General features: G+C 51.8%; 32 protein-coding genes, 1 rRNA gene and 1 other annotated feature. Of the genes, 7 read left to right on the top strand and 26 right to left on the bottom strand.

Annotation, left to right across the window (positions count from 1 at the left end; translation table 11 throughout):
• Nucleotides 1–42 precede the first annotated feature (42 nt).
• The 22 genes from AACU55_RS24790 to AACU55_RS24685 form a co-directional block, all read right to left on the bottom strand.
• Nucleotides 43–1143 (bottom strand): contractile injection system protein, VgrG/Pvc8 family, encoded by a 1101-nt coding sequence (locus AACU55_RS24790; RefSeq protein WP_134706336.1) that lies wholly within the window; start codon nt 1141–1143, stop codon nt 43–45.
• 2 nt (nt 1144–1145) lie between these two features.
• The gene (locus AACU55_RS24785; protein WP_015689398.1) at nt 1146–1616 is read right to left on the bottom strand and encodes a phage tail protein; all 471 of its coding nucleotides are present in this window, start codon (nt 1614–1616) and stop codon (nt 1146–1148) included.
• Nucleotides 1613–3244 (bottom strand): phage tail tape measure protein, encoded by a 1632-nt coding sequence (locus tag AACU55_RS24780; protein WP_134706334.1) that lies wholly within the window; start codon nt 3242–3244, stop codon nt 1613–1615. Before AACU55_RS24780 ends, AACU55_RS24785 begins: the two co-directional genes overlap by 4 nt.
• Nucleotides 3237–3371, bottom strand: a complete 135-nt coding sequence (locus tag AACU55_RS24775; protein ID WP_013574043.1) for a GpE family phage tail protein — start codon at nt 3369–3371, stop codon at nt 3237–3239. Before AACU55_RS24775 ends, AACU55_RS24780 begins: the two co-directional genes overlap by 8 nt.
• 20 nt (nt 3372–3391) lie before the next feature.
• Nucleotides 3392–3679, bottom strand: a complete 288-nt coding sequence (locus AACU55_RS24770; RefSeq protein WP_013574044.1) for a phage tail assembly protein — start codon at nt 3677–3679, stop codon at nt 3392–3394.
• A gap of 59 nt (nt 3680–3738) precedes the next feature.
• Entirely contained in the window at nt 3739–4248 is a 510-nt protein-coding gene (locus tag AACU55_RS24765; protein WP_013574045.1) for a phage major tail tube protein, read from the bottom strand.
• A gap of 14 nt (nt 4249–4262) precedes the next feature.
• Nucleotides 4263–5432: a phage tail sheath protein gene (locus tag AACU55_RS24760; RefSeq protein ID WP_013574046.1), complete on the bottom strand. Its 1170-nt coding sequence runs from the start codon at nt 5430–5432 to the stop codon at nt 4263–4265.
• Nucleotides 5433–5602: 170 nt separating this feature from the next.
• Nucleotides 5603–6634, bottom strand: a complete 1032-nt coding sequence (locus AACU55_RS24755) for a phage tail-collar fiber domain-containing protein (protein WP_134706332.1) — start codon at nt 6632–6634, stop codon at nt 5603–5605.
• A complete protein-coding gene (locus AACU55_RS24750) occupies nt 6624–7238 on the bottom strand; it encodes a phage tail protein I (protein WP_129639210.1) in 615 nt (204 codons plus the stop codon). Before AACU55_RS24750 ends, AACU55_RS24755 begins: the two co-directional genes overlap by 11 nt.
• Nucleotides 7231–8139, bottom strand: coding sequence for a baseplate assembly protein (locus tag AACU55_RS24745; protein ID WP_134706330.1), 909 nt, complete (start codon nt 8137–8139; stop codon nt 7231–7233). The genes AACU55_RS24750 and AACU55_RS24745 overlap by 8 nt, the downstream gene beginning before the upstream one ends.
• 5 nt (nt 8140–8144) lie before the next feature.
• Nucleotides 8145–8495 carry a GPW/gp25 family protein gene (locus AACU55_RS24740; protein WP_013574050.1) on the bottom strand — a complete coding sequence of 117 codons (351 nt, stop codon included), beginning with the start codon at nt 8493–8495 and terminating at the stop codon, nt 8145–8147.
• Nucleotides 8492–9133, bottom strand: a complete 642-nt coding sequence (locus AACU55_RS24735; RefSeq protein ID WP_013574051.1) for a phage baseplate assembly protein V — start codon at nt 9131–9133, stop codon at nt 8492–8494. The genes AACU55_RS24740 and AACU55_RS24735 overlap by 4 nt, the downstream gene beginning before the upstream one ends.
• A gap of 81 nt (nt 9134–9214) precedes the next feature.
• Nucleotides 9215–9676, bottom strand: a complete 462-nt coding sequence (locus tag AACU55_RS24730) for a phage tail protein (RefSeq protein WP_121020125.1) — start codon at nt 9674–9676, stop codon at nt 9215–9217.
• Nucleotides 9639–9881 (bottom strand): Rz1-like lysis system protein LysC, encoded by a 243-nt coding sequence (gene lysC / locus AACU55_RS24725; RefSeq protein ID WP_232829710.1) that lies wholly within the window; start codon nt 9879–9881, stop codon nt 9639–9641. Before lysC ends, AACU55_RS24730 begins: the two co-directional genes overlap by 38 nt.
• Complete coding sequence (lysB, locus tag AACU55_RS24720; protein ID WP_037034126.1) at nt 9769–10197, bottom strand: Rz-like lysis system protein LysB; 429 nt, start codon at nt 10195–10197, stop codon at nt 9769–9771. The genes lysC and lysB overlap by 113 nt, the downstream gene beginning before the upstream one ends.
• A complete protein-coding gene (locus AACU55_RS24715; RefSeq protein WP_013574054.1) occupies nt 10198–10707 on the bottom strand; it encodes a lysozyme in 510 nt (169 codons plus the stop codon).
• Nucleotides 10688–10909, bottom strand: coding sequence for an HP1 family phage holin (locus tag AACU55_RS24710; protein WP_013574055.1), 222 nt, complete (start codon nt 10907–10909; stop codon nt 10688–10690). Before AACU55_RS24710 ends, AACU55_RS24715 begins: the two co-directional genes overlap by 20 nt.
• Nucleotides 10900–11103, bottom strand: a complete 204-nt coding sequence (locus tag AACU55_RS24705) for a tail protein X (protein ID WP_013574056.1) — start codon at nt 11101–11103, stop codon at nt 10900–10902. Before AACU55_RS24705 ends, AACU55_RS24710 begins: the two co-directional genes overlap by 10 nt.
• A gap of 211 nt (nt 11104–11314) precedes the next feature.
• Nucleotides 11315–11509, bottom strand: coding sequence for a hypothetical protein (locus tag AACU55_RS24700; RefSeq protein ID WP_013574057.1), 195 nt, complete (start codon nt 11507–11509; stop codon nt 11315–11317).
• A gap of 148 nt (nt 11510–11657) precedes the next feature.
• The gene (locus AACU55_RS24695) at nt 11658–13550 is read right to left on the bottom strand and encodes a replication endonuclease (protein ID WP_134706328.1); all 1893 of its coding nucleotides are present in this window, start codon (nt 13548–13550) and stop codon (nt 11658–11660) included.
• A gap of 93 nt (nt 13551–13643) precedes the next feature.
• Nucleotides 13644–13865 carry a TraR/DksA C4-type zinc finger protein gene (locus tag AACU55_RS24690; RefSeq protein ID WP_013574059.1) on the bottom strand — a complete coding sequence of 74 codons (222 nt, stop codon included), beginning with the start codon at nt 13863–13865 and terminating at the stop codon, nt 13644–13646.
• Nucleotides 13865–14140: a DUF5347 family protein gene (locus AACU55_RS24685; protein WP_013574060.1), complete on the bottom strand. Its 276-nt coding sequence runs from the start codon at nt 14138–14140 to the stop codon at nt 13865–13867. Before AACU55_RS24685 ends, AACU55_RS24690 begins: the two co-directional genes overlap by 1 nt.
• Before the next feature lie 132 nt (nt 14141–14272).
• Here AACU55_RS24685 and AACU55_RS24680 point away from each other — a divergent pair, with 132 nt between their 5' ends.
• The 3 genes from AACU55_RS24680 to tyrA all read left to right on the top strand — a co-directional run bounded on the left by AACU55_RS24680 (nt 14273) and on the right by tyrA (nt 17356).
• Entirely contained in the window at nt 14273–14863 is a 591-nt protein-coding gene (locus tag AACU55_RS24680) for a helix-turn-helix domain-containing protein (RefSeq protein WP_134706326.1), read from the top strand.
• A 288-nt stretch (nt 14864–15151) separates the two neighbouring features.
• Entirely contained in the window at nt 15152–16228 is a 1077-nt protein-coding gene (locus AACU55_RS24675) for a 3-deoxy-7-phosphoheptulonate synthase (protein ID WP_037034120.1), read from the top strand.
• 6 nt (nt 16229–16234) lie between these two features.
• A complete protein-coding gene (gene tyrA / locus AACU55_RS24670) occupies nt 16235–17356 on the top strand; it encodes a bifunctional chorismate mutase/prephenate dehydrogenase (protein ID WP_013574063.1) in 1122 nt (373 codons plus the stop codon).
• Between the two features lie 77 nt (nt 17357–17433).
• Here the strand turns inward: tyrA and pheA are convergent, their stop codons facing one another.
• From pheA to bamD, 4 genes are all read right to left on the bottom strand, one after another.
• A complete protein-coding gene (gene pheA / locus AACU55_RS24665; RefSeq protein WP_013574064.1) occupies nt 17434–18588 on the bottom strand; it encodes a bifunctional chorismate mutase/prephenate dehydratase in 1155 nt (384 codons plus the stop codon).
• A 53-nt stretch (nt 18589–18641) separates the two neighbouring features.
• Nucleotides 18642–18766: a sequence feature (Phe leader region), on the bottom strand.
• Entirely contained in the window at nt 18718–18765 is a 48-nt protein-coding gene (locus AACU55_RS25800; protein WP_369794779.1) for a hypothetical protein, read from the bottom strand. It overlaps the preceding feature by 48 nt.
• A gap of 133 nt (nt 18767–18899) precedes the next feature.
• Nucleotides 18900–19244 carry a ribosome-associated translation inhibitor RaiA gene (raiA, locus tag AACU55_RS24660; RefSeq protein ID WP_013574065.1) on the bottom strand — a complete coding sequence of 115 codons (345 nt, stop codon included), beginning with the start codon at nt 19242–19244 and terminating at the stop codon, nt 18900–18902.
• Between the two features lie 281 nt (nt 19245–19525).
• On the bottom strand, nt 19526–20260 hold the full coding sequence (bamD, locus tag AACU55_RS24655) for an outer membrane protein assembly factor BamD (protein ID WP_013574066.1): 735 nt from the start codon (nt 20258–20260) through the stop codon (nt 19526–19528).
• A gap of 130 nt (nt 20261–20390) precedes the next feature.
• On the opposite strand from bamD, the gene rluD reads away from it, so the two are divergent.
• The 4 genes from rluD to AACU55_RS24635 all read left to right on the top strand — a co-directional run.
• Nucleotides 20391–21368 carry a 23S rRNA pseudouridine(1911/1915/1917) synthase RluD gene (gene rluD / locus AACU55_RS24650; RefSeq protein ID WP_037034119.1) on the top strand — a complete coding sequence of 326 codons (978 nt, stop codon included), beginning with the start codon at nt 20391–20393 and terminating at the stop codon, nt 21366–21368.
• Entirely contained in the window at nt 21368–22105 is a 738-nt protein-coding gene (gene yfiH, locus AACU55_RS24645; protein ID WP_134706325.1) for a purine nucleoside phosphorylase YfiH, read from the top strand. Before rluD ends, yfiH begins: the two co-directional genes overlap by 1 nt.
• Nucleotides 22106–22235: 130 nt before the next feature.
• Nucleotides 22236–24809 carry an ATP-dependent chaperone ClpB gene (gene clpB, locus AACU55_RS24640; protein ID WP_037034117.1) on the top strand — a complete coding sequence of 858 codons (2574 nt, stop codon included), beginning with the start codon at nt 22236–22238 and terminating at the stop codon, nt 24807–24809.
• Nucleotides 24810–25295: 486 nt separating this feature from the next.
• A 16S ribosomal RNA gene (locus AACU55_RS24635) occupies nt 25296–25379 on the top strand; the annotation flags it as partial.

Genomic DNA, 25379 nt, shown 5'->3' with positions numbered 1-25379 from the left:
AAGCGATGAGGTAATTATGAACTCATAACTTGCAAAAGCAAGTTATAATTGCAAAATTGATGACTGATAAGTGATATCTGCAATATAAAGTTTCAGAATCAATTTGGTAGTAAAACCTTTCTCATTAATCTCATGCAGAGCGGAATCAATCACCCAGCGCTGACTGTCGATCACGTCTTTAAACCCTTGCACATTGACCGGAGATTGCGCACTCAAATCAGCACGTCCCAGGGCCAGCCGTATGCTGAATGTTGCGGCATCATTCTGAATCTGATTGAACACTGAATCCGCAGCCCGCTTAGCAGTCTCTTCGTCAGGAAATATTTTGCCCAGTTCAAGAACATTGGTCCCGGATCCCGCGATGTAACTGGCAGGCTGGGTTTCTTTGCCTGTTGTGGGCGAACGCTTGAGAGCAACATTGCTGGTGGTCGCCGTTTTGAGATCATGCCACTGCGCCTTCACGCCATCGTATGCTTTCTTATCGACCATCTGATAGTTGTGGTTATCGCCGTCGCTGCGGACAATGGTTTTCCAGGGGATTGCTTGTCCGGAAGAGGTTCGACCGGTGCCTGCTTTAAAAAATAAAATTGCGCCGTTTTTAACCGTTACCTGCGCACCGTAACGTTGTGCCAGCCGGGTGAGAAAGTAGCTGTCCGTTTCGCTGGTCTGGTCAATATGCGGGATCTTAACGCTATCAAGTTCCTGCGGGATTACTGGCAGATCTAATTTATTCCGGCTTGAAATGATTCTGACAATCGCGCCGAGCGTGTAATCATCGTAAGACTGGCTGATTTTGTTATCAAAGGAACCGCGGAAATCTGCGCTGCGGGCAACCACTCCTATTTTGTCCGGAGAGCCGGAATGAGTGACTGTATCGACCGTGAAATAGCCGCAGTCATAGAGCGCCTGTTTCGACCACCCCAGATGCAGATGTAAAACGGTGCCGCGAACGGGCATTTGCAATTGCCCGTCGCTGTCATCGAAGGTTAAATTCAAGGTGTCTGCGGTAAAACCGCTGTTATCTGTGACAGATAAACTGATGATCCGAGCAGAGATATTTTCTTCCAGCACCTTATTTTTTATCGTCAGCGTGAATGCGGGTGCGATGCGTGCGCCAACGGGTAGCTGCAAATCAGTAAGCATGATCAGACTCCGCTGGCGAAATTGTTGAGTGCCGAACTGGCCTTGTTATATAAGCCCTCGGCCTGAGTCAGCAGATCGCCGAACATGGCGGCCTGCGATTCATCGACGCGCGTCAGATTGAGCGTGAAATTGATGCTTCGCGCCTGGCCGCTGGAAGTAAACTCGGCATTGTCATTGGCTATACTTTTGATAACGAACATGCCGTAAATCGTGCCACTGCCTTCAATGAGCGGCCATGCCCGCCCTGAATCTGCCATGCTCTGCAGTGCCTGCAAATAGCGCATGCCGCCGGTCATTTCAGGCAATAATTGCCCGGTGATTTTTATCGTTTCCTCACCCAGCCCGAGAAACTGAGAGACCGGACGCTGTCCGAAACGCGCGTTCGCCCCCCAGCCATAGTTCACCTGACGGTTCGTATTCTGATAGGGCAGCGTGCTCAACTTAAACACAAATAAACCCAGCGACATCATCATGAGTAAATCCCTCCGTTGTTGTACTGGCTGAGGAGATCGTTGGTATTGTTCCATTCCCGCTGGTTAATGGAATCCTCGATCCAGGCTCTGACCTGGCTATGATCCGTCTCCGGGGTAGCTGTGAAACTTAAATTTACCGTCGTTGCCCGGTTATCCGTCAGGTTGTTGGCCACGCTGCTTTTAGCTGGCTGATACAGGTTCAGCGCACCGCCGGTTGGGGAGATGCCATCTAATGGCGGTGTTGAGATATCCGGGCGTTCAGCGGGTTCACTGTCACCAAAAATGGAGTCCCATCCTTTTTTCGCCCAGCTAAAGACTTCGCCGATTTGAGAGACGGCTTTATTCAGCGTGACGAAAATCTCTGCGATCGCTTCTCCGACCTCTTTGCCGATATCAGTGAAGCCGCTCAGGGTGTCCTGAGTGAAGTGGATTGGCTCAAACAAATCCGTAATCCATCCCAGCGCGGTTCTGAACGGTGTAAACGCGCCACTTATTGGCCCCATTGCCGCAGTAAATCCGTCAATCACTCCGCCGACAAAGGCACTGATCGGTTCCCAAAGTTTCACTACGGCGATACCGATCCCGGCAATCAATGCGATGACGGGCAGAAGTGGCAACCCGATGGCCGTGAACGCTGTGGCAATCATGCCACCGGTACCGGTAAAAATAGTCCCAAGTAAACCGGCTCCCGCCATCAGCATGCTGATGCCGCTGAGCACCGGCGCGATGACCATGCCGAGCGCACCCATTCCGCTGACAATGCCCGTGATGCCTAATGCCAGACCGAGCAGGGAATTCACCAGCATGGGATTATCGGTGATCCAGGTATTGATCGTGCCCAGCCAGCTGGTAGCCGTTTGCGTCAGTTCACGCAGGGCGGCACTTTGTCCGTCAAAAAGATTGATACGGATAGTGTCCCAGGTGGCAAATAACTTAGTGATATCGCCATCCAGATTGTCGCCTTTCACGGTCACCGCCATCTGCGCAGCAGGCGTTGCGCCATTCAGTGCCGCCGGTGTTTGTTCCAGAACCTGATCGGCATTCATTCCGCCTTTCGCTAATGCCTGCTGTCTGGCGACAACCTCCGCCGGCGAATGGCCGGAAGCCGCCATCGAAAGACTTTGCTGACGCAGAGCGGCAACGTGCGGATCGTCATTTTTCAGTCCGAGGACCGACTGCACTTCAGCCAGCCCGGCCTCCAGATCTGCACCCGGTTTGAGAAAAGTTTGCGCCAGCGCCAGTTTCGGTTGTGCAAAGGAAAGGGCTGATGAGCTGATATTTTTTAACTGGCCAATTTTCAGTTCGCGATTTTTAAACTGTTGCCCGATCTCCAGCCCTTTCTGTTCCATTTGCATCGGGCGTTGCTGCCGCAGTTTTTCTGCCGACTGGCTGGTCACCGCCTTTTTCAGGCCGGAAAATGCCTGCGTTTCGGTTTTGCTGTCAGGGGCGAAAAGCGACTTTTCAAACTGAAGGGAAGCATCAGTGATGTCTTCTGAGACGACGCTGAATAATGTCTTCCCGGGCAGCATCAGCAGGTTTTCTCTGACCTTGTCGGTTTCGGCCCTGAAGGCGGCCAGATCCTGATTTATTTTTTCCAGCGTGTGAGGTAACTGTTCGAGATTACTCATCTGTTTTTACTCCGCTGCGTTGCAGTGCCTTATGTCGCCAGTTCAGCAGATCGGTGAGTGACATACCGTCCATCTCGGACGGCGGCCAGTGAAATATCACCGCGATATCTGCCATCAGGTCATCCACGGTGAGGCGGGGCGCAATACTTACGCCACCGGTTTCGGCGATAAAAAACCTATCACCTTACCTGCCAGCGCGATCAGATCGGGAAGCTCCAGGCGTGAGCATTCTTCTTTGGTCAGATTCGGATACGTGATGCGCGGCAAAATAGTGATCAGCGCGTCCACATCGGCGTTCGCCAGCGCCGCGAGGCCGATACCCCGCAGGCTACCGGCTGTGGGTTTAGTCACCTGAACTTCAGTGATTTCCATTTCACCGCGTTTAAGCGGAACATCCAAAATCACGGTGTTGTCGTTGATATCAGTGAGATTCATACGTTTTCCTGCTTAAATCGGAAATCAAGCCGGCAAAAGCTGCCGGCTCAGGGAAGGGATTACAAGCCGAGCGCGGTGCGGTGTTCCGCCAGACGGTCAACGCCGTTGACGACTTCGACCATATTGACGGTGTCGATCTCGATCAGTTCTTTGCCGTCGATGGTCAGTTTGAAATAGGTACACTGGGTGGTGACTTTGGTTTCAGTATCTTCACCCTGTTTGTACTCGCCGAAATCAAACTCTTTGTGACGGCCGCGCATCATCACTTCGACTGCGGAGACATCACCGGTGTCGTCGCGCTGCAATGAACCGGCAAACCGCAGCGGAATGTCTGATGTGCTGCCCCATTGTTGCAGAACCAGCTCATCCAGACCGCCGATGGACCATTCCAGCGTCAGCGCGTCGTCATCCAGCCCGAAGTCCACCGCGACCGAACCGCTCATGCCGCCGCCACGATAGTTTTGCAGTTTACGGGTGAGTTTCGGCAGCGTCAGTGAGGAGACCAGACCGAGGTAGCTATTCCCGTCATTAAACAGGTTCAGGTATTTCAATTTCTTAGGAAGTGCCATGAGTTTTTGTCTCCTTAGCTGTTTACGGACGCGGCAAAGTTCACCAGGTAAGAGTCGGTGATACGCTGGCGCAGGGTCAGATCTTCCAGTGGAGGAACCGGGGTATAGTCGTAATCGATATACAACTTACCGGCCTTCAGAGTTTCAGCGGTGTTCGCGGTTTCGTCATACCAGCAGTCGCCGTCAATGATGTAACCCGCTGATTTCATTTCGCGCATTTTGGCTTTGATGCCGTCAATCATGTCGCGCACCAGTGTCGGGGTCATTGGTTTATCGACCGCCCACATGTGCGCTTCGGCCATTGTATCGGCCAGAACCTGCGCTGTACGGGTGTAGTTTTCGAACAGGAACAGTGTGTCATCGCTGCAGGTCCGGTTGCCCCAGAAACGGAAACCGTCTTTGCGCACCAGTGTTGTCACACAGGCTTCGTTCAGCAGATCCGCGTCGGTACCCGTTGCCTGCAAATCCCAGAAGACACTGGCGGACAGACCGGTAACACCGTTAACGCCGACGTTGGATAAGGTTTTATGCCAGCCAGTGTCCTGGTCAATTTTGGCGCGTAAACCCAGAGCGCGGGCGGTGGCATAAGCGATATCAGACTGGCTGGTGGTGGTATTCCAGTTAACAAAGTCTGGCCAGATCAGCATCAGCTCGCGCTGGCTGAAGTTGTCGCGGTATTTGATCGCATCAGAAATGGTTTTTGCACCGTAAACGCTGACATAACCGAACGCACGCAACTGCTGACAAACACCTGCCAGCGCGGTCGCGACAGCCTGATTATCCAGACCAGGGACACCCAGAATACGAGGCTTCACGCCCAGCTCTGCCTGCGCAGAAAGCAGCGCTTTCATACCGGTGTAACGGCCATTGGCATCAGAACCGCCAATGATGTTGCTGGTGGTTGCGGCTTCATCTTCACCCGTGGCGACACGTACCACGACGGTGACAGGTTTACACTGGTCTGCAATTGCCAGAAGCGCGGCACGCAATGTTCCGCTGGTGCCCGCTTTACCGCTGGCCGCCAGAACGTCAGTGATCAGAACCGGGGTATTCAAAGGGAAAACAGTCGCATCCGCATCTTCTGCGGTACAAACCATGCCGATAATTGCTGTGGAAACGGTGGAAATAACGCGGGTGCCGTCGTTGATTTCGACAACACGCACGCCGTGATGATAATCAGCCATCAGGGTGACTCTCTCTGTTGTGGGTGGTGAAACAAGGATGCCGGTTCGCAACAGAAAGCGCATTTGATCAGGGGCGTGGGGGCGGTGGCACAACAGAGAGGGGAAATAAAAAAGAGATAATAATAATTATCTCTTTGCATAGGTCCGGAAGTTTTTACGTTTTAAGAGGATCAGGCTGCCCGAACAATATAATTAAAAGCGATATTACGAGGACGCATAGTGATCCATACACCAGCAAGATTTGTCAAACCGGAGGATGATTGTACGGCGGTCATGCTGTTGTCCGCCAAGATGGAGCCAAGAGTAGTGTTGGCTGGGCTTTTCGCTCCTGCGGGCTGTAAAGTGCTAGCTGAGTCAGCGGCAACAAACGAAGTGCCTATTGTTGCTCCGGCCGCTGTCTCATCGACTCCGAAGTAATCCAGCGCCGCGGTTCTGATCCCGGTAGCTCCCTGAGCGCCATAGATCACTCGCCCGGTATCAACTCCTCGGCCATCATCCCAACCACGAATAAACTCGCCTCGCAAATCAGGCAACAAACCCAGTGGGTAAACAGCGGCGAGCTTAGGATATTTTGCCTTATCAAATGCCGCGCCATTACATTTTAACCAACCGGCTGGCGGTGTTGCTGTCGGCCAGGGAAGGGGAATGCCAACGGGTATTTCATATTGTGGATGAGGCGAAGCTGCCGCCAGGTGAGCAGCCATCAGGCTATCCGCATACGCCTTAACCTCAATGACTTTATCATCGACATATTTGCGTGTTGCCAGTACCACAGACGGATCAATTTTCAGCGTTACCGCGTCAGTGCTGTTTACCACTAAAATCATACGTACGGTTTGAGTGCGGCCGCTGCCTTCCTGTAACTGGGGTTTATAGGTTTCAGGGCAGTTGGCGATAGCAATCAGCGTATTGTCCTGATCAAATAAGCCAATCTCGCGGATCCAAAATCCCCCCTGATCTTCGGGAATGATCTGTTCGGCGATAATCTGATTAGTATTTGCCGGATCAACACTCAGAGAATTAAGTGCTGCCCGGCGTTTCTCACCAATTAACTGAGTTTGAGCCGGGTCGGGTGTTGGCAAAATACCGCCGCCATCACCGACAGCCATTTGCGTCAGACTTAGTTGTGTACCCAGCGCGGTAGCATTGGCCAGTTTCGCTGCACCCAGATTGGTCAGCAACGCATAATATTTAGCTGTCATAATTAACTCTCAGGTTGTCGATTAAATGAATGGCTGAACCGGTATAGACAGAGCCGGATGCAGTAATGGTTTCAGGGAAATAGGGATAAACCGTCAGTTCTTCGCCGTCGTAAGTCGCTGCGGCGATATAAAAATCACCGGTGACGTCCAGATTGATGGAGAGCCCGATCAGATGACGGCTACAGGGTTTGGCATCGGTGATCAGGCGTTCGAGTTCCTGGTACATTTCTTCCGTAATGCCCGTTTCAAGTACGCCGACATCAAGGCGAAAAGTGCCCGGAACATCGTGGGTCTGCCACCATTCGGTGACGCGAATTAAATATCCCAGCGGTTCAACGACCCGTCGCAATGCGCCGATGGTGCCTTTGTGTTTATGAACGAACCAGGCGGCGAGAACGGCAGAGCGTTTCGCCGGTTCGGTCCAGTTTTCATCCCAGCGATCGACCGAAAATGCCCAGGCAAGATAAGGCAGCAACTCCAGCGGGCAGGTATCAGGATCCCAGAGTTCACGCAGAGGAACGCTGAGATTACCGATTTGCGACAGCGCCTGTGCGGCCGCAACTTCAAGCTGAGTAGAACCCGAGGGTAACAGGCGATCACTCATCCGAGCCTCCCACTGTCAGTGAGTAATCGGTACAAAGTGACGCCTGAGTTTTATCAAGCACGATGTCTGCCAGCGGTGATGACAGTTCGACCCGCTGAACGCCCTCAACGTGCAAAGCGGCATAAATTGCAGAAAGCCGGATATCGCGACCTAACCGGCTTTGCGTGTTGATGTAGGTTTTCAGCTGCGCTTCAGACGCCGTACGGACGGGCTCAATTTCGGGCGTAGGCAAAACATACAGCACGGCATCAATCTGATAAGGCACAATCTCAGCTGCCTGTACTGTGACGCGATCGGCAACCGGTCGGACATCTTCATCGTTCAGGGCTTTCTCCACGGCAATGAGCAAATCACTGGAGGCAACGCCGTCGTTATCACGTGACAAAATAGTGACGGTCACTTCAGCGGGCGACGGGCTGATTGCCGATGCATCCGCAATGCGCCCGTCTGCCGAGCGCGCATGATATTCGTAAGCGCCGGTCGGGCCGGCCACGCTCAACCCTTCGAACGCCTGAGGGATGCGCAGACGTAAATCACTATCGGCTTCCAGAATGGCAGCCGTTGGCGGGATGGTGGTGTTATCCGCTGGCTGTAAAACCAGGCGCTGAACATTAAAATTCGCCGCCAGCTGATCCAGATCGCTTCCCGTCGCATAGGCCACCATCACGGCGCGTGCGGCTTCGTTCACCCGCTGGCGCAGGATCAGTTCGCGGTAGGCATTCTCCTGCAACAGTTTGACCAGCGGTTCGGATTCCAGCGTCAGCGTGCGGCTGATGGCCTCCTGCTGATCGGCGGGATAGAGCGAAATCAGCGTCGTTTTACGTTCTTCAAGCAGGCTTTCATAATCCAGTTCTTCGACCACATCAGGGGGCGGTAACTGGCTCAAATCGATCGTTGCCATAAGTGTCAGCTCACAGGAATATTCAGGGAAAAATCCGTTGCCGTGTCGTTACGGCTTCCGGTCAGTTCCACCACCATCTTGCCGGTGTAATCGGTCTCGAAAGTGATGGCATTCAGTGAAATGCGGGGTTCCCACTGCAACAATGCGGTGTAGCAAATTGCCATCATCTGCAGTTGCAGTGCGCCGTTTTGCGGCTGGTCGATCAGCTCAGAAAGCAGCGAGCCGTAATTGCGGCGCATCACTCTGGAACCGACCGGTGTATTCAAAATGTCGCTCACGGACTGGCGGATATGGTCGAGATCTTCGATAGCCATACCGCTGTTTCTGTTCATCCCCAGGTACTTGGGATTGCTCATTGCGGGCCTCCTGTCTGACCGCCGCCGGTCTGAACACCGCTGTGGCGGTGAGTGTGCACAACGATGCCGTTGGATGTCAGGCTGCCGCCGCTGTGGGTTAAGTTGCCGGTCAGCGTGCCGCCTTGTTTCACCTCGAGAGATCCGGTGGTCAGTTTGCTGGTGCAAACTACTTCCGGCGTGTCGAGCGTGATGCGGGTGCTGGCGGTACAGCGGATTTCGGGTGCGGTCACCTCAACCTTTTGCGCTGCATTAATCACGGCGGTTTTAATTCCCGTCACTTTCAGAGCGCTTTGTGCCGGTTCGTATTCAAAAACTGCGCCGTCCGGGAAGGCCAGATGAAAGGCGTCCGGCGAGGCAGATGGAGCGGGCGAAGCATCAGAAAATACTGCCGGTAACACGAATGCCGTATTAAGCTCGCCGCCCATCGAGAGCAGCAAAACCTGTTCACCGACGGAGGGCGCCCACCAGCTGCGCGTACGTCCGGCGCGATGCGTCATCCACGGCAGCCAGGCTGTCACGTTGCTGCCCGTTTTGACGCGGCAGCGGGCGTTGGCAAGATCCAGTTCGGAGACTTTGCCGATGCGTACCAGATTGCCAATCAGCCGCATTATGTCGTTGAGTTGAAGAGTCGTGTTCATGGGATAAAGGATGCCGTTTCAGAGGGTTGAGCGACAACCGGTGACCGTTCGCCAGCGGCTGACACAACAAGGTTTATCGGGTTACACCGTCCAGCTGCTGATCAGTTCGCCGTTGAGATAAACCTGACGCGGCAGCGCCACATTTTCTGGCAGTGGCGGTTCCGGGAGATGAGTGATGGTGCGCACCTCATCCTTGTCACTTACCTGGACGCGCTCTGTCAGTTGCAGCACCAGAACGAGGCTTCGTTCCTGCTGAGTGAAGGTAAAATCATTTAGCCGATGCAAGGCGTTGCCGAGAATTTCAGGCTGATTAACCTGCAGCCAGTCGAGAACGGTGACTACGGCCAGATCGACCAGCGTTTCGCTGAGCGCGTCGTCAGTGATCTTCACTGTCAGCGGATAGCGGTACTCAAAAGAAAGCGAAGGTGCAGATGTGGCCACCACATTGCCCGGCCCGGTGGCAATCACCAGTTTTTCAGGCGTAGCCGCAAGCAGAGGGATCTGTTCAATCAGCCGTTGTTGCAATTGAATCGGTTTTTGCATGTTGTGCCTCCTGACACTTTTTGATGGCTTCAATTTGTAAGCCGCAATCCATCAGCGCGGACTCCAGCTGAAGAATGTCGGTACTCAGATCTTCATTGGTGGCCGGTTTGCTGGCCGGAATAGGGCATGAGCTGACCGCCGGACAGCCAACGTAAATAATCGCTGGCGGAGCTGAAGGCGGGACGCTGGTGCAACCGGCTGATATCAGCAGGCAGACTGCTGTCAGCCCACTGACGGGTTTGCGGATCATCATGGAGGCTCCTCTGCCTTTGTTGCTCACGGCTTTGCATCACTTGCCGGGCGGTGTTCAGGTCTTCGCGTAACGCCAGTTCAGCTTGCTCGCGCTGGCGCATTTGCTGGTTCAGTGTGGCGATCAACTGCTCGCGTTGTTGTAACTGTGTAATCAGGGCATCGCGTTGCTGACTGGCATTGTTGAGGTCGTGCTGTAATGAGCGATTGGAAAGCAACAGGATGGCGACCAGTAAAACCATCCCCGCCAGAAGTGCTGTTAACAGACGCATTCAGACTCCTTTCAGGCAGAGAGTACGTTCGGCATTTCGCCTGCGTTCCAGACCCCGGTTGCGTTCGCCATTAACGAAAACCCAGCGCGGCAACTGGTCGCAGGCTTGTTGCCACTGCTGCTGGTTGATGAAAAACGCCAGTGTTGATTTACAGGCGGCACCGGTGCCGACGTTAAAACTGAAGGACACCACGGCATCAAAAACCGGTTGCGGCATGATCACCGGCATACATTTTTTTACGGCGCGCTCTGTCTGCTGAATATCCCCCAGCAGGTTTTCAGCGGCCTGATGTTCGGTGACTTCCTGTGCCGGTTTAACGCCGGCCGTATGACCGATGCCGCTGGTCCATACGCCAGCGCTGCATTGATAGGGTTGCAGCTGACAGCCTTCAAAATCGGTGATCAACCGCAGACCCTCTTCTGACACCTGCAAGGAGCTGTAGCCTGGCAGTGCTGCCATCAGCCCCAGGACCACGGCGGCACTACAGCGTTTAAGAGTTGAGGTTTTCATAGTCGTCTTTGCTCAGGCCTTTACGTGCCAGCAACTGATAGCTTTTGCGCCGGTAGTACCAGTTGATCAAAAACGTGCCGACGCCAACTGCTGAGCCGACCAGAAAGGCGACGTCCTGCGATGTCAGACTGGCGAGCCAGGTCAGCGAAGTGGCGATGAAATAGGCGCAGCCTGAACTGATGCGCTCCGTATTCAGTCCCATAATTTGATCGTTTCCTGAACCGGTTGTTCTGCAATGTCGGGCATAAAGACGGCTGTGCCGTGAGGTAATAACGGGCCTAAATCCGCGATGCCAATATTGGCGGCATACACTTTTTCGACGACGAGTGCCGTGCGGTTGTAATAGCGCCAGCAAAGAGAATCGAGGGTATCGCCCTGTTCTGCATAGACTTTCATGAACTTTCTCCACAAGTGAGTGAAATCGTCAGGAGGTGAGTTCAGTCTGCGCAATAGCACGCCGGGCGGCAATCTGAGTGGGATGTGAAACGGCTGGCACAACAGGTAAGCAGACAGCGAAGAGAGGGAAAGGGCGGGGCGCTTAGTCCGGAGGGAAACCGGTCGGGCAAGCGCCAGTAATGTTGGCTACTACCGCCGCAGGATCTGGCAATCAGTGGGTGTCGTCAGTGCTCCCGTTGCAATACACAACGTCCTGGTTCTCGTCAGTCAGCGCCTGGCTGGCCAGCTCTGAGATCAGTGACATCACGACCAGAAATTCTTTTGGATTGCATTGCGCCGTCTGCGAAATGTCTGCGATCAATTGTATCCTGGACAACGTTAACTGTTGTTTAGTCAGGTTTTCCATTTTCTCCCCTCGCCAGATACTGTGTTTATATACAGTATTCTTTAATTGATCTGATACGTCAACAGCCAGAGTATTTTAAAATTTATAATCCATTGAATTTATGTATGAATTTTTATTGGCGCGGTTTTTGTATCAATGACTGACTTTGTCAGGCGGGAGGCGATCCACAGTTATTGACAGAACTCCAAGGTATACGAATCTTCGATATTTCCGTATAAGAAGGCCGGTGGCGGACAATCCGCCACTGTGCAGTGTGTGTCAGAAAAATATGAGAGATGCCCAGATGAGGGGCATAAATGCCGATGACTTTATTGCGGGGCTCGTCGTAGGCATTTTTCTCCTCGCTGAGTTGACGGGCAACGCGAACCGTTTGCGCCTTGCGGGGAATGTGAATACCACCTTGTGCCTGAATATAACGGGCGAAATCACCTTCATCGGCAGCGCTGCGCACGTTTTCAACCCGTGCGTCAAAACGGCTGGTCAGATTCTGGTAGCGGATCCGCCTGCATTCGCGCCAGGCGCCGACCGAGGGGGTACCGATGGCGTGGAATTGTGGGATCCGCCACGTCGAGGCCCAGGAGGTGACCGCAGTGGCGATATCTGTCAGCAAGCGTCCTGAGTCAAAATCGGTTTCGCCATCGAGCGCGTATCCATCGATATTCTTGGCGACGTATTTCGCGATATAGCCGGCTGCGCCACCCCGGTTTAGCGGCTTGCAATTGAAACGTGACTCAGCGGCACCCGGTTCATCCGAATCTTCTTCAAGAGCATAACGGCGCATAACCTCTGTCACTTTTTGCTGCTGATGCTGCGGTGTGAACAACATCATGTGCCAGTGCGGCGTGCCGTCATGATGCGGTTCGACGACGCGCACGCCGTAAACTTTCAGGTTCCGGTCTTTAAAAGTGGTACGGATTTTTGCCCAGACAGCCACCAGATAACGCTGCGCATCTTTGGGGGTAAACGCGTGCTGATCCCATTTCTGGTTAAAAACGGGTGATGAACCGGTGCCAGTCGTTTTTAGCGGATGGTATTTTGACGGCGTGGTCAGCGTGATAAACAGGCCGCAGTCCCGCTGCTGGTCAGCAACATCTTCGACACCGGCGATCAGTGTCATCAGTTCCATACGACGAAGTTTGGGATTGGAAATGCTGGCCAATACGGTATCCAGCAAACTCAGCGTTTCACCGGATTCAACATTTTCGAGCTGGCACTGTTTCAGGTAGTTGATGGCGGATAAGCGGCGTGATACTACGTCACGGATGGCGTTTTTACTGGCATAAGGCGATGTCGCGCGGCTGACATAACCGCAGGCAATCATCAGGGATTCCCGCCACAAACGCTGTTTTGAACGCAGCTGTTTTTCCCACCATTCGCCGCTGACCAGACGTGAAATGCTGGCGACAGCCGAATGCGTTGTCATATGGCCTTTTTGCCATTTCTGCCAGTAAAGAGGTTGTACGCGGCAGGAACGTGCCATCGCGGCGACATGCCCGTAAATTTCCTGCTGTGTGCTGTCGCGCAACAAAATGCCGGGTTCGTCAGGACGGTTTTTCAGCCAGCATTCACAGTGATATTCATAGGCATCCTGCATTTGCACGGCAAGTTTGTTGGCCAGCCTTCTCAGACCGTCATCATTAAGATCGGGCAAGCGGTTAAACATTTCTTCTTCAGTGAGTAGCTTTTGCGAGATTTGACGATTCAGTGTGTTTCGCGCATTTACCAGCTTAATACGCGGCCATACGCGTTGCGTGAAAACTGTCATCAGGAAATGAAACGCCACGCGCACTCCTTTAGTTTCCAGTAAAAATGTATACCGCTGATATAACGGCGTGCGCACGCAACGGGGCAGTGCTGCCAGCTGAGAAAGGGCCGTTTGCTGGCGCTGACAAAAGTCACGGGTCAGTGGTTTTTCCAGCGGGCTGCTGAGCGCTGCGCGGGGGGCATTCCACCACCAGGTACCCGCAAAATATTGCCCTGGTGTCCGGTTAAATGCAGGTGGGGGCGAAGGGATTGTTCTGCCTCTGATATTCTCTGACATACATTTATTCCGAAAAATAAAATAGAAAATCCTCTCCGGAAATAATATTATTTCCAGCGTGATGATTAATTTAAATAATATTAATTAGACTTTTTATACGGGGCGGTAATTCTTTCTTTTAATCTCCTCAATTTCCTGACATTCAATACATCGCTGTACACCGGGGATGATTTTCCTGCGTGGCTCCGCAATCGGAGAATCACAATCCACGCAGAAGAAGGCCGACAGTGCAGGCCGGGTACGGGTTGCCTGCGTAATCTGCGCTTCGAGGATTTTTAACTGATACTCCTGCGATTCATCTATCCAGTCTGCCATCAGTAAAGTTCTCCTTTAAATATCGCCGTGAAGTGGCGAAGTGATAATAATGCCTGCATTATTTTCATTTTTTCCTCATCATTTAATTGTGAATATGTCAGTAAGGTATGATGGCGTTTAAGACCGGCGTGAAAACATAATGTGAGTTTCCATTTTTCAGGAGCCTGATCATAAATAACCTCAACCTGATTCTTACTCTGAACGAAATAAGTTTCTTTCAGATGAGCGATATGGCGCAGGCCGGTCTGGCGCTGCTGCTCTGTTCCTAAAAACATCGCGTCTCCTTATTTCTCCACGACGCTGTAAATTTGGTATCATGGTCGTCTGTCGGTACATTACATAATCAATCTAAACTTGCATTTGCGAGTTGTCAAGGTGATATTTACAGATTCAGGGGTTTTCGCCAGATGCAATTAGATGAACTTGAAGGTGGAAAAGCTGTTCTGACGCGTATGCTTCAGGCTTACGGCTTTAGCATGCAGAAGGAACTGGGGGATCTGTATGGATTATCATCTGGCACGATAAGTACCTGGGTAAGAAGAGATTATTTCCCCGGTGATGTGGTCGTGGCCTGTGCACTGGATACCGGCGTCTCGTTGCGCTGGCTGGCAACGGGCAAAGGCGCGATGCAGGATGCAAGCTCTTCGGCTGCCGTGGCGTTAGGTGAAATCCGTCAGCTTAAAAAATTGAGATTGCGCGGCGGGGAGCTTGAGGAAGAAGGCCTCTGGACGGTTGACCCTTCGCTGCTGGACGATTCGCTGGCGCAGCCTGCGTATATCGTGAAAGGCAATCATTCATGGATTATCGATCTGGGCAGCACACATCCCGGCAATGGTCGCTGGCTGTTGGACATTGATGGTGATCTGGACGTTTATGATGTGGCCCGTATTCCTGGTAACCGTCTGAGCGTGACGCGTCAGGAAAGCCATTTCGAGTGTGGCGTGGATGAAGTGACTGCTTTAGGGCAGGTATTTATTACCCTGGATCGTAATCTGTAAATTTCGTCTCCTCAGCAGCTCCCTGTTGCTGAGGGCATTTCTGACGTTGTTCTCCTTCCCTCCCCTGAAATTCCTTTTTCACCGCTGACAAACCGTGTGTAATATTTACGGTACATCCTTTTCGTCTGATTCGCTTTTTATGTAAAGTTAACTTTCCATTGCTCGCATATCAATGGTGAAATGGTAATGTTAAGTTTACAACTAAGGCTTGCTAAGTTTACGTGCTGTGTTAATGTTGTCCGCAGATGCCGCCGTGGCAGCCCATTTTCCTTATAACGGAACACGATCATGCAAAAAGACGCCCTGAATAATGTTCATATCACTGCTGAACAAATCCTTATCACTCCTGAAGAGCTGAAAAACCGTTTTCCTTTAAGCGTCAGCGACGAAAACAGTATTTCCGAAGCACGTAAAACCATCGCGGATATCGTCCATGGTCGTGATCCTCGTCTTCTGGTGGTGTGTGGCCCTTGCTCAATTCATGATGTGGATGCGGCGCTGGATTACGCGCGTCACCTGAAAACACTGGCGGCCGAACTCAGCGATCGTTTGTACATCGTGATGCGTGTTTACTTTGAAAAACCGCGGACCACTGTCGGCTGGAAAGGGTTAATTAACGATCCGCACATGGACGGCACGTTTGATGTGGAGGCGGGTCTGCACATTGCCCGTGATTTGCTGCTGCAACTGGTCGGCATGGGGTTACCGCTGGCAACAGAAGCGCTGGATCCCAACAGTCCGCAATACTTAGGTGATCTGTTCAGCTGGTCAGCAATCGGTGCGCGTACGACCGAATCTCAGACTCACCGCGAAATGGCGTCTGGTCTGTCAATGCCTGTGGGCTTCAAGAACGGGACTGACGGCAGCCTGGGTACGGCGATCAATGCGATGCGTGCTGCAGAAATGGCGCACCGCTTTGTGGGGATCAATCAGGCCGGTCAGGTTTGCCTGTTGCAGACTCAGGGCAACCCGGACGGGCATGTGATTTTGCGCGGCGGCAAAATGCCAAACTACAGCGAGCAGGACGTTCAGGCCTGTGAAAAACAGATGGCCGATGCGGGACTCCGTCCTTCCTTGATGATAGATTGCAGTCACGGTAACTCAAACAAAGACTATCGTCGCCAGCCTGTCGTGGCTCAGTCTGTCATCGATCAGATTAAAGCCGGTAACCGCTCTATCACGGGGCTGATGCTGGAAAGTCATCTGAACGAAGGCAGCCAGTCTTCTGAACAACCGCGTTCAGAAATGAAATACGGTGTGTCTGTTACGGATGCCTGCATTAACTGGGAAACCACGGAAAACCTGCTGCGCACGATGCATCAGGAACTGGGCGACGCGCTGGCGGCACGAATCGCAGGAGAGTAAGTTTTTATGGTGGCAGAACTTAACGCGTTGCGCGATCAGATCGACGACGTTGATAAAGCGTTGTTAGATCTCTTATCACGGCGTCTTGCGCTGGTGGCAGAAGTCGGGGAAGTCAAAAGTCGTTATGGTTTGCCGATTTATGTCCCTGAACGGGAAGCGGCAATGCTGGCTTCACGCCGTCAGGAAGCGCAGAACCTCGGTGTTCCGCCCGATCTGATTGAAGATGTATTGCGCCGCGTGATGCGTGAGTCCTACTCAAGCGAAAACGATAAAGGCTTCAAAACATTGCATCCGGCATTGCGCCCGGTGGTGATTATTGGCGGAAACGGGCAGATGGGGCGCTTGTTCACTCGTCTGCTTGAACTTTCCGGTTATCAGGTAAAAGTGCTGGAGCAGGAAGACTGGCCGCAGGCAGAAACATTACTGGCGGATGCCGGAATGGTGATTGTCAGCGTACCGATCCATCTGACTGAAGAAGTGATCGCACGTCTGCCAAAACTGCCGGATGACTGTATTCTGGTGGATCTGGCGTCAGTGAAAAATCGTCCGCTGCAGGCGATGCTGGCGGTGCATGAAGGTCCGGTGCTTGGCTTGCATCCTATGTTTGGGCCGGATGTCAGCAGCCTGGCAAAACAGGTTGTGGTGTACTGCGATGGTCGTGAACCTCAGGCCTATCAGTGGTTGCTGGAGCAGTTACAGGTCTGGGGTGCTCGCCTGCATAAAATCAGTGCGGTCGAGCACGACCAGAACATGGCGTTCATTCAGGCGTTACGCCACTTTGCAACGTTTGCTTATGGCATGCATTTATCAGAAGAAAACGTTGAAATCGAACAGTTGCTGGCTCTGTCTTCACCGATCTATCGCCTCGAACTGGCGATGGTTGGTCGCTTGTTTGCACAGGATCCGCAGCTTTACGCTGATATTATTATGTCGTCAGAAAGTAATCTGGCGCTGATCAAACGTTACTATCAGCGTTTTGGCGATGCACTTGCTCTGCTGGAAACGGGTGATAAACAGGCGTTTATCGATAAGTTCAGGCAGGTTGAGCACTGGTTCGGTGATTATGCACCGCGTTTCCTGAAAGAAAGTGGTGCGTTACTCCGTCAGGCCAACGACAACCGCAAGTAAGCTTTTCGGAAATGCTGTCTGTAAATGAAAAGAAGGGCGTTGCAGTTGTATGCAGCGCCCTTTTTGTTTGTGGAAAATTACAGGTCGACGGAAACGACGTTTTCGCTTGGATAACAGCCGAGAACTTTCAGCGAGCGTGTGATTGGAGCCAGATCCTTCAGCGCCTTTTTCATCTCTTCTGAACGCAGGTTTGCCTGCACATCGATATAAAACATCTCTTCCCACGGATTACCGTTGATCGGACGTGATTCCAGCTTGGTCATGATGATGCCCTGATCACGCAGCACCAGAAGCGCGTTCACCAGCGCCCCCGCTTGCTGGCCAGTGGCCATAATCAGCGTGGTTTTAGCCGGAACCTGGTCTGTCACTTCAATGGCTTTGCGCGCCAGAATAATGAAGCGGGTGATGTTTTCCTGCTGGTTCGCTAGGTTGTGTTCGAGCACCTGCAATTTGTACAACGCGCCACCGGCTTCGCTGCCCAGCGCAGCCACGTGCGGAGAGTTGGCTGCCGCCACTTTTTCCATCGCCGCCGCAGTGCTTTCGCAGTATTCAATTTTCCAGTGAGGGAAGCGGTTAATGAACTGGCTGCATTGCTGGAAGGGTTGCGGATGGCTGTAAACCGTCTGAATCTGCGACAAATCCGTGTCTGCCGCCACCAGAACGCAATGATCGATAGGGTTTGTCAGCTCGCCCACAATTGACAAACTGGTGTGTTGCAGCAGGTCATAAACGTCATTGATTGAGCCGGAACTGGTATTTTCAATCGGCAATACCGCGTAATCAGCCTGGCCGGTTTCAACCTGAGAAAAGATATCCTGGAATTTCTGGCAGCCACATTCGATGAACTGGTCGAAATGACGTGCGGCAAACTGACGGGCAGCGAGATGTGAATATGAACCTTTCGGACCGAGGAAAGCGATGCGGGCTGAATCAGAAGAGGTTTTATTCAGATGTTGCTGCAGGAGTGCCTGCTGTGTGAGAACGGAATCTTCAATGATTAGCTGATAAACGCGGGTGATGTAATGGCCGTCCAGCCCCTGTTTTTTCCCTTCCTGAATCAGTGTGTTAATCAGTTCTGCTTCGCGTTCTTTATCGCGGATAGGGCGGTGAGAGTGCATTTTGGATTGCGCGACCTCAATCGCCATCGTACGTCGTTCTGCCAGCAGGGCCAGCAATTTCAGGTCTAATGCGCTGATGCGTTCGCGCAGTGCCAGTAATGAGTTCTCGGTCATGTTATTACCCTTTTAGATGTTCTTTCTTTCAGCAAAATGTGTGAAACGCAGGCATAAAAAAAGCCCCCTTTTCAGGAGGCTTTGTTGTTCGTCTTCGCATTCATTCTTTCGCGACGAAACGCCTCCCAATCAGGGGAAGGTAAAAAAGAATGCGAAGAAAAACAGACGGGTATTCATGTATACGTTGTTTCCATAAGTTTGATCAGAGTCTTAAAGTAACCGCTGGGTTTTCCCTGTGTCAATAAGATTCCTTCAGACACAAAAAACGCGCCCCTCAGAGCGCGTTGTTACTGACATGCCGGATAACCCGGTTATTCCTCTTCTTCCTGCACCGGTTCCAGATTGAGTTCTTTGACGCCGGACTCTGCACGGCGGGCCTCACCTTTATGCTGCGCTTTATTGAGCTGGCGCTCGAGTTTTGTCGTCATTTCGTTAATCGCAGCGTACATATCATCGTGCGTAGCACTGGCAACCAGTTTTCCGTTTGGTGTACTGATGGTCGCATCGGCGACAAATCCCTGAGGTTCTTTCGACAGGATTATGTGTGGGTTAATGAGCTGAGTTTGCCATTTATCCAGTTTTTTCAGACGCCCTTCGATGTGTTCACGAATCGCGGGGGTGATGTCCATTTGTTTACTGGTAATGTTGACTGTCATATAACTTACCTCTCTTCTTTCCGTCTCCGATGAATCCAACATACCAGCCTTTTTTACGAAATGCGTCCCTAAACTCGCGGTTTTTTGTCACTTTTTGTCAATGTTGAAGTTTATGTGACTCAGGGTAATTAATGGCCGGAAAGGCCTTGAGACTTCATTCAGGAGCAGGCATGATTGATGGGATCAGTACGTTATTCTTTCCTGTGTTTCTGCAATTATCCCCTAAAAAGAGCCAAAAAAAACGGCAGCCTGAGCTACCGTTTGTCCACGGACATGTAAAATTATGCTGCGCTGTTGGCGGCAATAATTTTCGCGACTTTATCAGCCTGAGTGTTCAGCTGCAGTTCACGGTAGGCGTTTTCCATCAACGGCAGCGCATCATGCGTTGCTTTCGTATCCGGATAATCTTTCAGCATTTGTTCTACACGGTTAACGACAGCGACGTAAGCACCGCGTTTAGTGTAGTATTGCACCACTGACAGCTCGTATTTCGCCAAACGATCTTTCAGGAATACCAAACGTTTAGTCGCGTCAGTGGCGTACTGGCTGTTTGGATACGTGTGGATCAACTGGCTGAAATCACGGAATGCTGCACGTGCATGCTGTGGATCACGGTCTGAACGATCAACACCGAAAAATCCTTGCAGGGCACTGTCATCCAACGCCATATCCGTTAAACCACGCATATACATGACGTAGTCGATATTCGGATGTGTTGGGTTCAGACGCATAAAGCGATCAATAGAAGCCTGAGCCATAGGCAAGTCAGCAGACTTGTAATAGGCATAAATCAGATCTAACTGAACTTGCTGCGAGTAAGGCCCAAACGGATAGCGGTTATCCAGCGCTTCTAATTGCGCAATAGCGCCTTTAAAGTTACCGTCCTGCAGCTTTTGCTGGGCAGTGGCATAAAGGACGTTAGGCGGGTTATCGGGAACCGTTTCTTTGGAACTGGAGCAACCGACCAGCGCCAGGCTCAACGTGGCTGCTGCCACCAGATATTTCACACGCGTCATGACGTTTTGATTATCCTCAGGTGTTATTCTGGGAGACTGTCCGTTAAGCTCCCGACAAAGACCAGCTACAATAGCACATTATTTTAAACGGCATCGCCGTGAAAACCCAACGTTAACCAAGAAGCTGCATATGGCACAACAAGTACAACTCACCGCAACGGTGGCCGAATCTCAACTCGGTCAACGGTTAGATCAGGCTTTGGCCGAATTGTTCCCTGATTATTCAAGATCTCGCATAAAAGATTGGATCCTTGAAGACAGGGTCACGGTCAATGGCAAAAAAGTGACCAAACCAAAAGAAAAAGTGTTGGGTGGCGAGGCTATCGCAATCGATGCGCAAATTGAAGAAGAAGCGCGTTGGCTGCCACAAGATATCGCTTTAGATATCGTGTATGAAGATACTGATATTTTAGTCATCAATAAACCCCGTGATCTGGTTGTTCATCCGGGCGCCGGGAATCCTGATGGCACGGTACTGAATGCGCTGCTGCATTATTACCCTGCAATTATTGATGTACCGCGCTGCGGCATCGTGCATCGCCTGGATAAAGATACCACCGGTCTGATGGTGGTGGCGAAGTCGGTGCCTGCACAAACGCACCTGGTGACCGCACTTCAGGCCCGCGAAATTACCCGCGAATATGAAGCCGTGGCGATTGGTACAATGACGGCAGGCGGCACAGTGAATGAGCCGATTGCGCGCCATTCCACCAAGCGTACGCATATGGCGGTTCATCCGACTGGCAAACCGGCGACGACACACTATCGCATCATGGAGCATTTCCGTGCTCATACGCGTCTGCGCTTGCGTCTGGAGTCCGGTCGTACACACCAGATCCGCGTGCATATGGCGCACATTAACCATCCTCTGTTAGGCGATCAACTGTATGGTGGCCGTCCACGTCTGCCAAAAGGTGCTTCAGAACCGTTCATTAATATGCTGCGCGGATTCGATCGTCAGGCTCTTCACGCTACCATGCTGCGTCTTTATCATCCGGTCACTGGTATTCAGATGGAATGGCATGCGCCACTTCCGCAGGATATGGTTGACCTGATCAATGCGCTTAAAGCGGATACCGAAGAGTTCAAGGACCAGATGAACTGGTAATGAGCGTGCTTATCCAGCCTCAGTGGCCGCAACCGGCATCGGTGCGGTCATGTGCGACGACCCGCGAAGGAGGTGTCAGTTTGCCTCCTTTCGGTTCGCTTAACCTTGGCGATCATGTCGGAGATTTACCTGAACATGTCGCCTTGAACCGTCAGCGTATAATCGAACTTGGCGGGCTTCCTGCTGCACCACACTGGCTGGAGCAGGTTCATGGGATCGACGTTGTTCGTTTGACGGCGCAAACCCCCCTTATTCCGACACAGATTGCCGATGCGGCCTATACCCGCGAGCCAGGCGTTGTCTGTGCAGCAATGACAGCCGATTGTTTACCGGTTCTGTTTTGCAGTAAAAACGGCGATGAAGTCGCTGCAGCGCATGCGGGCTGGCGTGGTTTGTGTGCAGGCGTGTTGGAAAATACGGTTGCCTGCTTTGAGGCGGCTCCCGCAGAAATCATGGCGTGGATGGGACCGGCAATTGGTCCTGCGCATTTTGAAGTTGGCGGCGAAGTTCGCGAAGCCTTTATGGCTGTTGACTCTGCCGTATCCGTCGCTTTCAGACCTGCAGGTGCCAAATTCATGGCCGACATTTACCAGCTTGCACGGTTTCGCTTGCAAGCTGCGGGTATCACCGCCCTCTACGGCGGTGAATATTGCACTGTGACAGACAGCAACAAATTTTACTCTTACCGGCGCGACGGAATTACCGGACGGCTGGCAAGTTTAATTTGGCTGATATAACCTATCGAATCAAGACGATCCATCACGCATAACAGCTGTCCTCTGAATATACTGCCAAGATAACCTTGAAAACGTGAGGGTTGACCTCATCTAATCTCCAGTAGCAATTTTGTTCAGTATTGGAGGTGTTATGCGTCTGGATCGTCTTACCAGCAAATTCCAGCTTGCCCTCGCGGATGCTCAGTCACTCGCGCTCGGGCGCGACAATCAATTTATCGAACCTGTTCACCTGATGAGTGCTTTGCTTACTCAGGAAGGCGGAACCGTACGTCCTTTATTAACGGCGGCTGGGATAGATACCCAGAAACTGCGCACGGACGTTGATCAGGCTTTGGGGCGTTTGCCGCAAGTTGAAGGTACCGGCGGTGATGTTCAACCATCCCATGAGCTGGTACGTGTTTTAAATCTTTGTGACAAGCTGGCACAACAACGTGCCGATACTTTCATCTCTTCAGAACTGTTTGTTCTGGCCGTGATGAAAGACCGCGGCTCTTTAACGGATCTGTTAAAAGCCAGCGGTGCAACGGCCGAGAAAATCACAGCGGCTATCGATCAAATGCGTGGGGGTGAGAAAGTGGATGACCAGAATGCCGAAGACCAGCGTCAGGCATTAAAAAAATTCACTATCGATCTGACCGAACGTGCCGAGCAGGGCAAACTGGATCCGGTCATCGGTCGTGATGAAGAAATTCGCCGGACTATTCAGGTTCTGCAACGTCGTACCAAAAATAACCCGGTGCTGATTGGTGAGCCAGGTGTCGGTAAAACCGCGATTGCGGAAGGACTGGCACAGCGCATCATTAATGGTGAAGTGCCGGAAGGTCTGAAAAATAAACGTGTGCTTTCATTAGACATGGGTGCATTGGTTGCCGGTGCCAAGTATCGCGGTGAATTTGAAGAACGTCTGAAAGGCGTGCTGAGTGATCTGGCTAAACAGGAAGGCAACGTCATTCTGTTTATCGACGAATTGCATACCATGGTCGGTGCGGGTAAAGCCGATGGCGCAATGGATGCCGGCAATATGCTGAAACCGGCTCTGGCGCGTGGTGAACTTCACTGTGTAGGTGCGACGACATTAAATGAATATCGTCAGTTCATCGAGAAAGATGCGGCGTTAGAGCGTCGTTTCCAGAAAGTGTTTGTTGCCGAGCCTTCTGTTGAAGACACCATCGCTATCTTGCGTGGTCTGAAAGAACGCTATGAGCTGCATCACCATGTACAGATTACTGACCCGGCTATCGTTGCAGCAGCCACATTGTCGCACCGTTATATCTCGGATCGTCAGTTACCGGATAAAGCAATCGACCTTATAGATGAAGCGGCATCCAGCATTCGTATGCAGATGGACTCTAAACCGGAGTCTCTGGACCGTCTCGATCGCCGTATTATCCAGCTCAAACTGGAACAGCAGGCGCTGAAAAAAGAGTCTGATGATGCCAGTGTGAAACGTCTGGAAATGCTGGAAACCGAACTGAGCCAGAAAGAGCGTGAATATTCTGAGCTGGAAGAAGAGTGGAAAGCTGAGAAAGCATCCCTGACCGGCACGCAGAATATTAAAGCCGAGCTGGAGCAGGCAAAGATTACGCTTGAACAGGCTCGCCGCGTGGGCGATCTGGGCCGTATGTCAGAATTGCAGTACGGTAAAATCCCGGAACTGGAAAAACAGCTGGCAGCGGCGACTCAGGCAGACGGTAAAACCATGAAGCTGCTGCGCAACCGTGTGACAGATGTGGAAATTGCCGACGTGCTGGCGCGCTGGACCGGTATTCCGGTTGCCCGGATGCTTGAAAGTGAACGTGAAAAACTGCTGCGTATGGAAGAAGAACTTCATAACCGCGTGATTGGCCAGAACGAGGCGGTAGAAGCAGTATCGAATGCCATTCGTCGTAGCCGCGCAGGATTGTCAGATCCAAACCGTCCGATCGGGTCATTCCTGTTCCTCGGTCCGACCGGTGTGGGTAAAACAGAGCTGTGTAAAGCGCTGGCGACATTCCTCTTTAACAGCGATGACGCGATGGTTCGCATCGATATGTCAGAGTTTATGGAAAAACACTCCGTTTCACGTCTAGTCGGTGCGCCTCCGGGTTATGTCGGTTATGAGGAAGGGGGTTACCTGACCGAAGCGGTTCGTCGTCGTCCTTACTCTGTCATCTTGTTAGATGAAGTTGAGAAGGCGCACCCGGATGTCTTCAACATCTTATTGCAGGTGCTGGATGACGGCCGTTTAACTGACGGGCAGGGGAGAACGGTTGATTTCCGCAACACGGTTGTCATCATGACCTCTAACCTGGGCTCTGACATTATTCAGCAGCACTTCGGTGAGGCCAGCTATGCGCAGATGAAAGCGTCGGTAATGGAAGTGGTCACACACAGCTTCCGTCCGGAATTCATCAACCGTATAGATGAAGTGGTTGTGTTCCATCCGCTGGGTCATGGGCATATCAAGAATATCGCCAAGATCCAGCTGGCACGTTTGTATAAACGCTTAGAAGAACACGGCTACACGGCAACGCTGACCGATGCGGCGCTGGAACTGCTGGGTAACACAGGATTTGACCCGGTTTATGGTGCGCGTCCATTGAAACGTGCCATCCAGCAGGAGATTGAGAACCCGCTGGCTCAGCAAATCTTGTCTGGCAAGCTGATCCCAGGCAAACCAATTACTGTCGATGTGGAAGATGATCACATCATCGCAAGACAGTAAATAGATAAGTAGCGGCCTTATAACGGGCTCCGGAGTCATTCGGAGCCCGTTTTTTATGCATTACTTGTGTATTACTTATTCATTTGATGAATTTATGAACGCTTGGTAAGAAAAGTGAAATTAGCCCTTGCGGCCTGCTGAGAACTCCCTATAATGCCGCTCCATCGACAGGGAACAACGTGAACAACATCACGAAGTAACCGGGTCGGAAAGATTAAAAACAGCGGCAACCGGATAAAATAAACGGTTGACACTGAATGAGGAAAGCGTAATATACGCCACCTCGAGTTAGCAAGCGAAAGCGCGTAACTCACTGCTCTTTAACAATTTATCAGACAATCTGTGTGGGCACTCACAAGGCGATATCAGCCACCTCGGTGGCAAAAAATATCAAGTCTTAGAGTGACCAAGCAGTAATTCATTTAGTTGAATTATTACGAAGCAATCTCTGAGCACCGCTTCACTTGTTGAAGCAAATCGAACTTTTAATTGAAGAGTTTGATCATGGCTCAGATTGAACGCTGGCGGCAGGCCTAACACATGCAAGTCGAGCGGCAGCGGAAAGTAGCT

Origin of the sequence: Rahnella sp. CJA17(1/100), from assembly GCF_963881615.1 — a bacterium.
Taxonomy (GTDB): domain Bacteria; phylum Pseudomonadota; class Gammaproteobacteria; order Enterobacterales; family Enterobacteriaceae; genus Rahnella; species Rahnella aceris.
The sequence above is the reverse complement of the archived record's forward strand: the minus strand, read 5'-3'. Positions and strand labels throughout refer to the sequence as shown.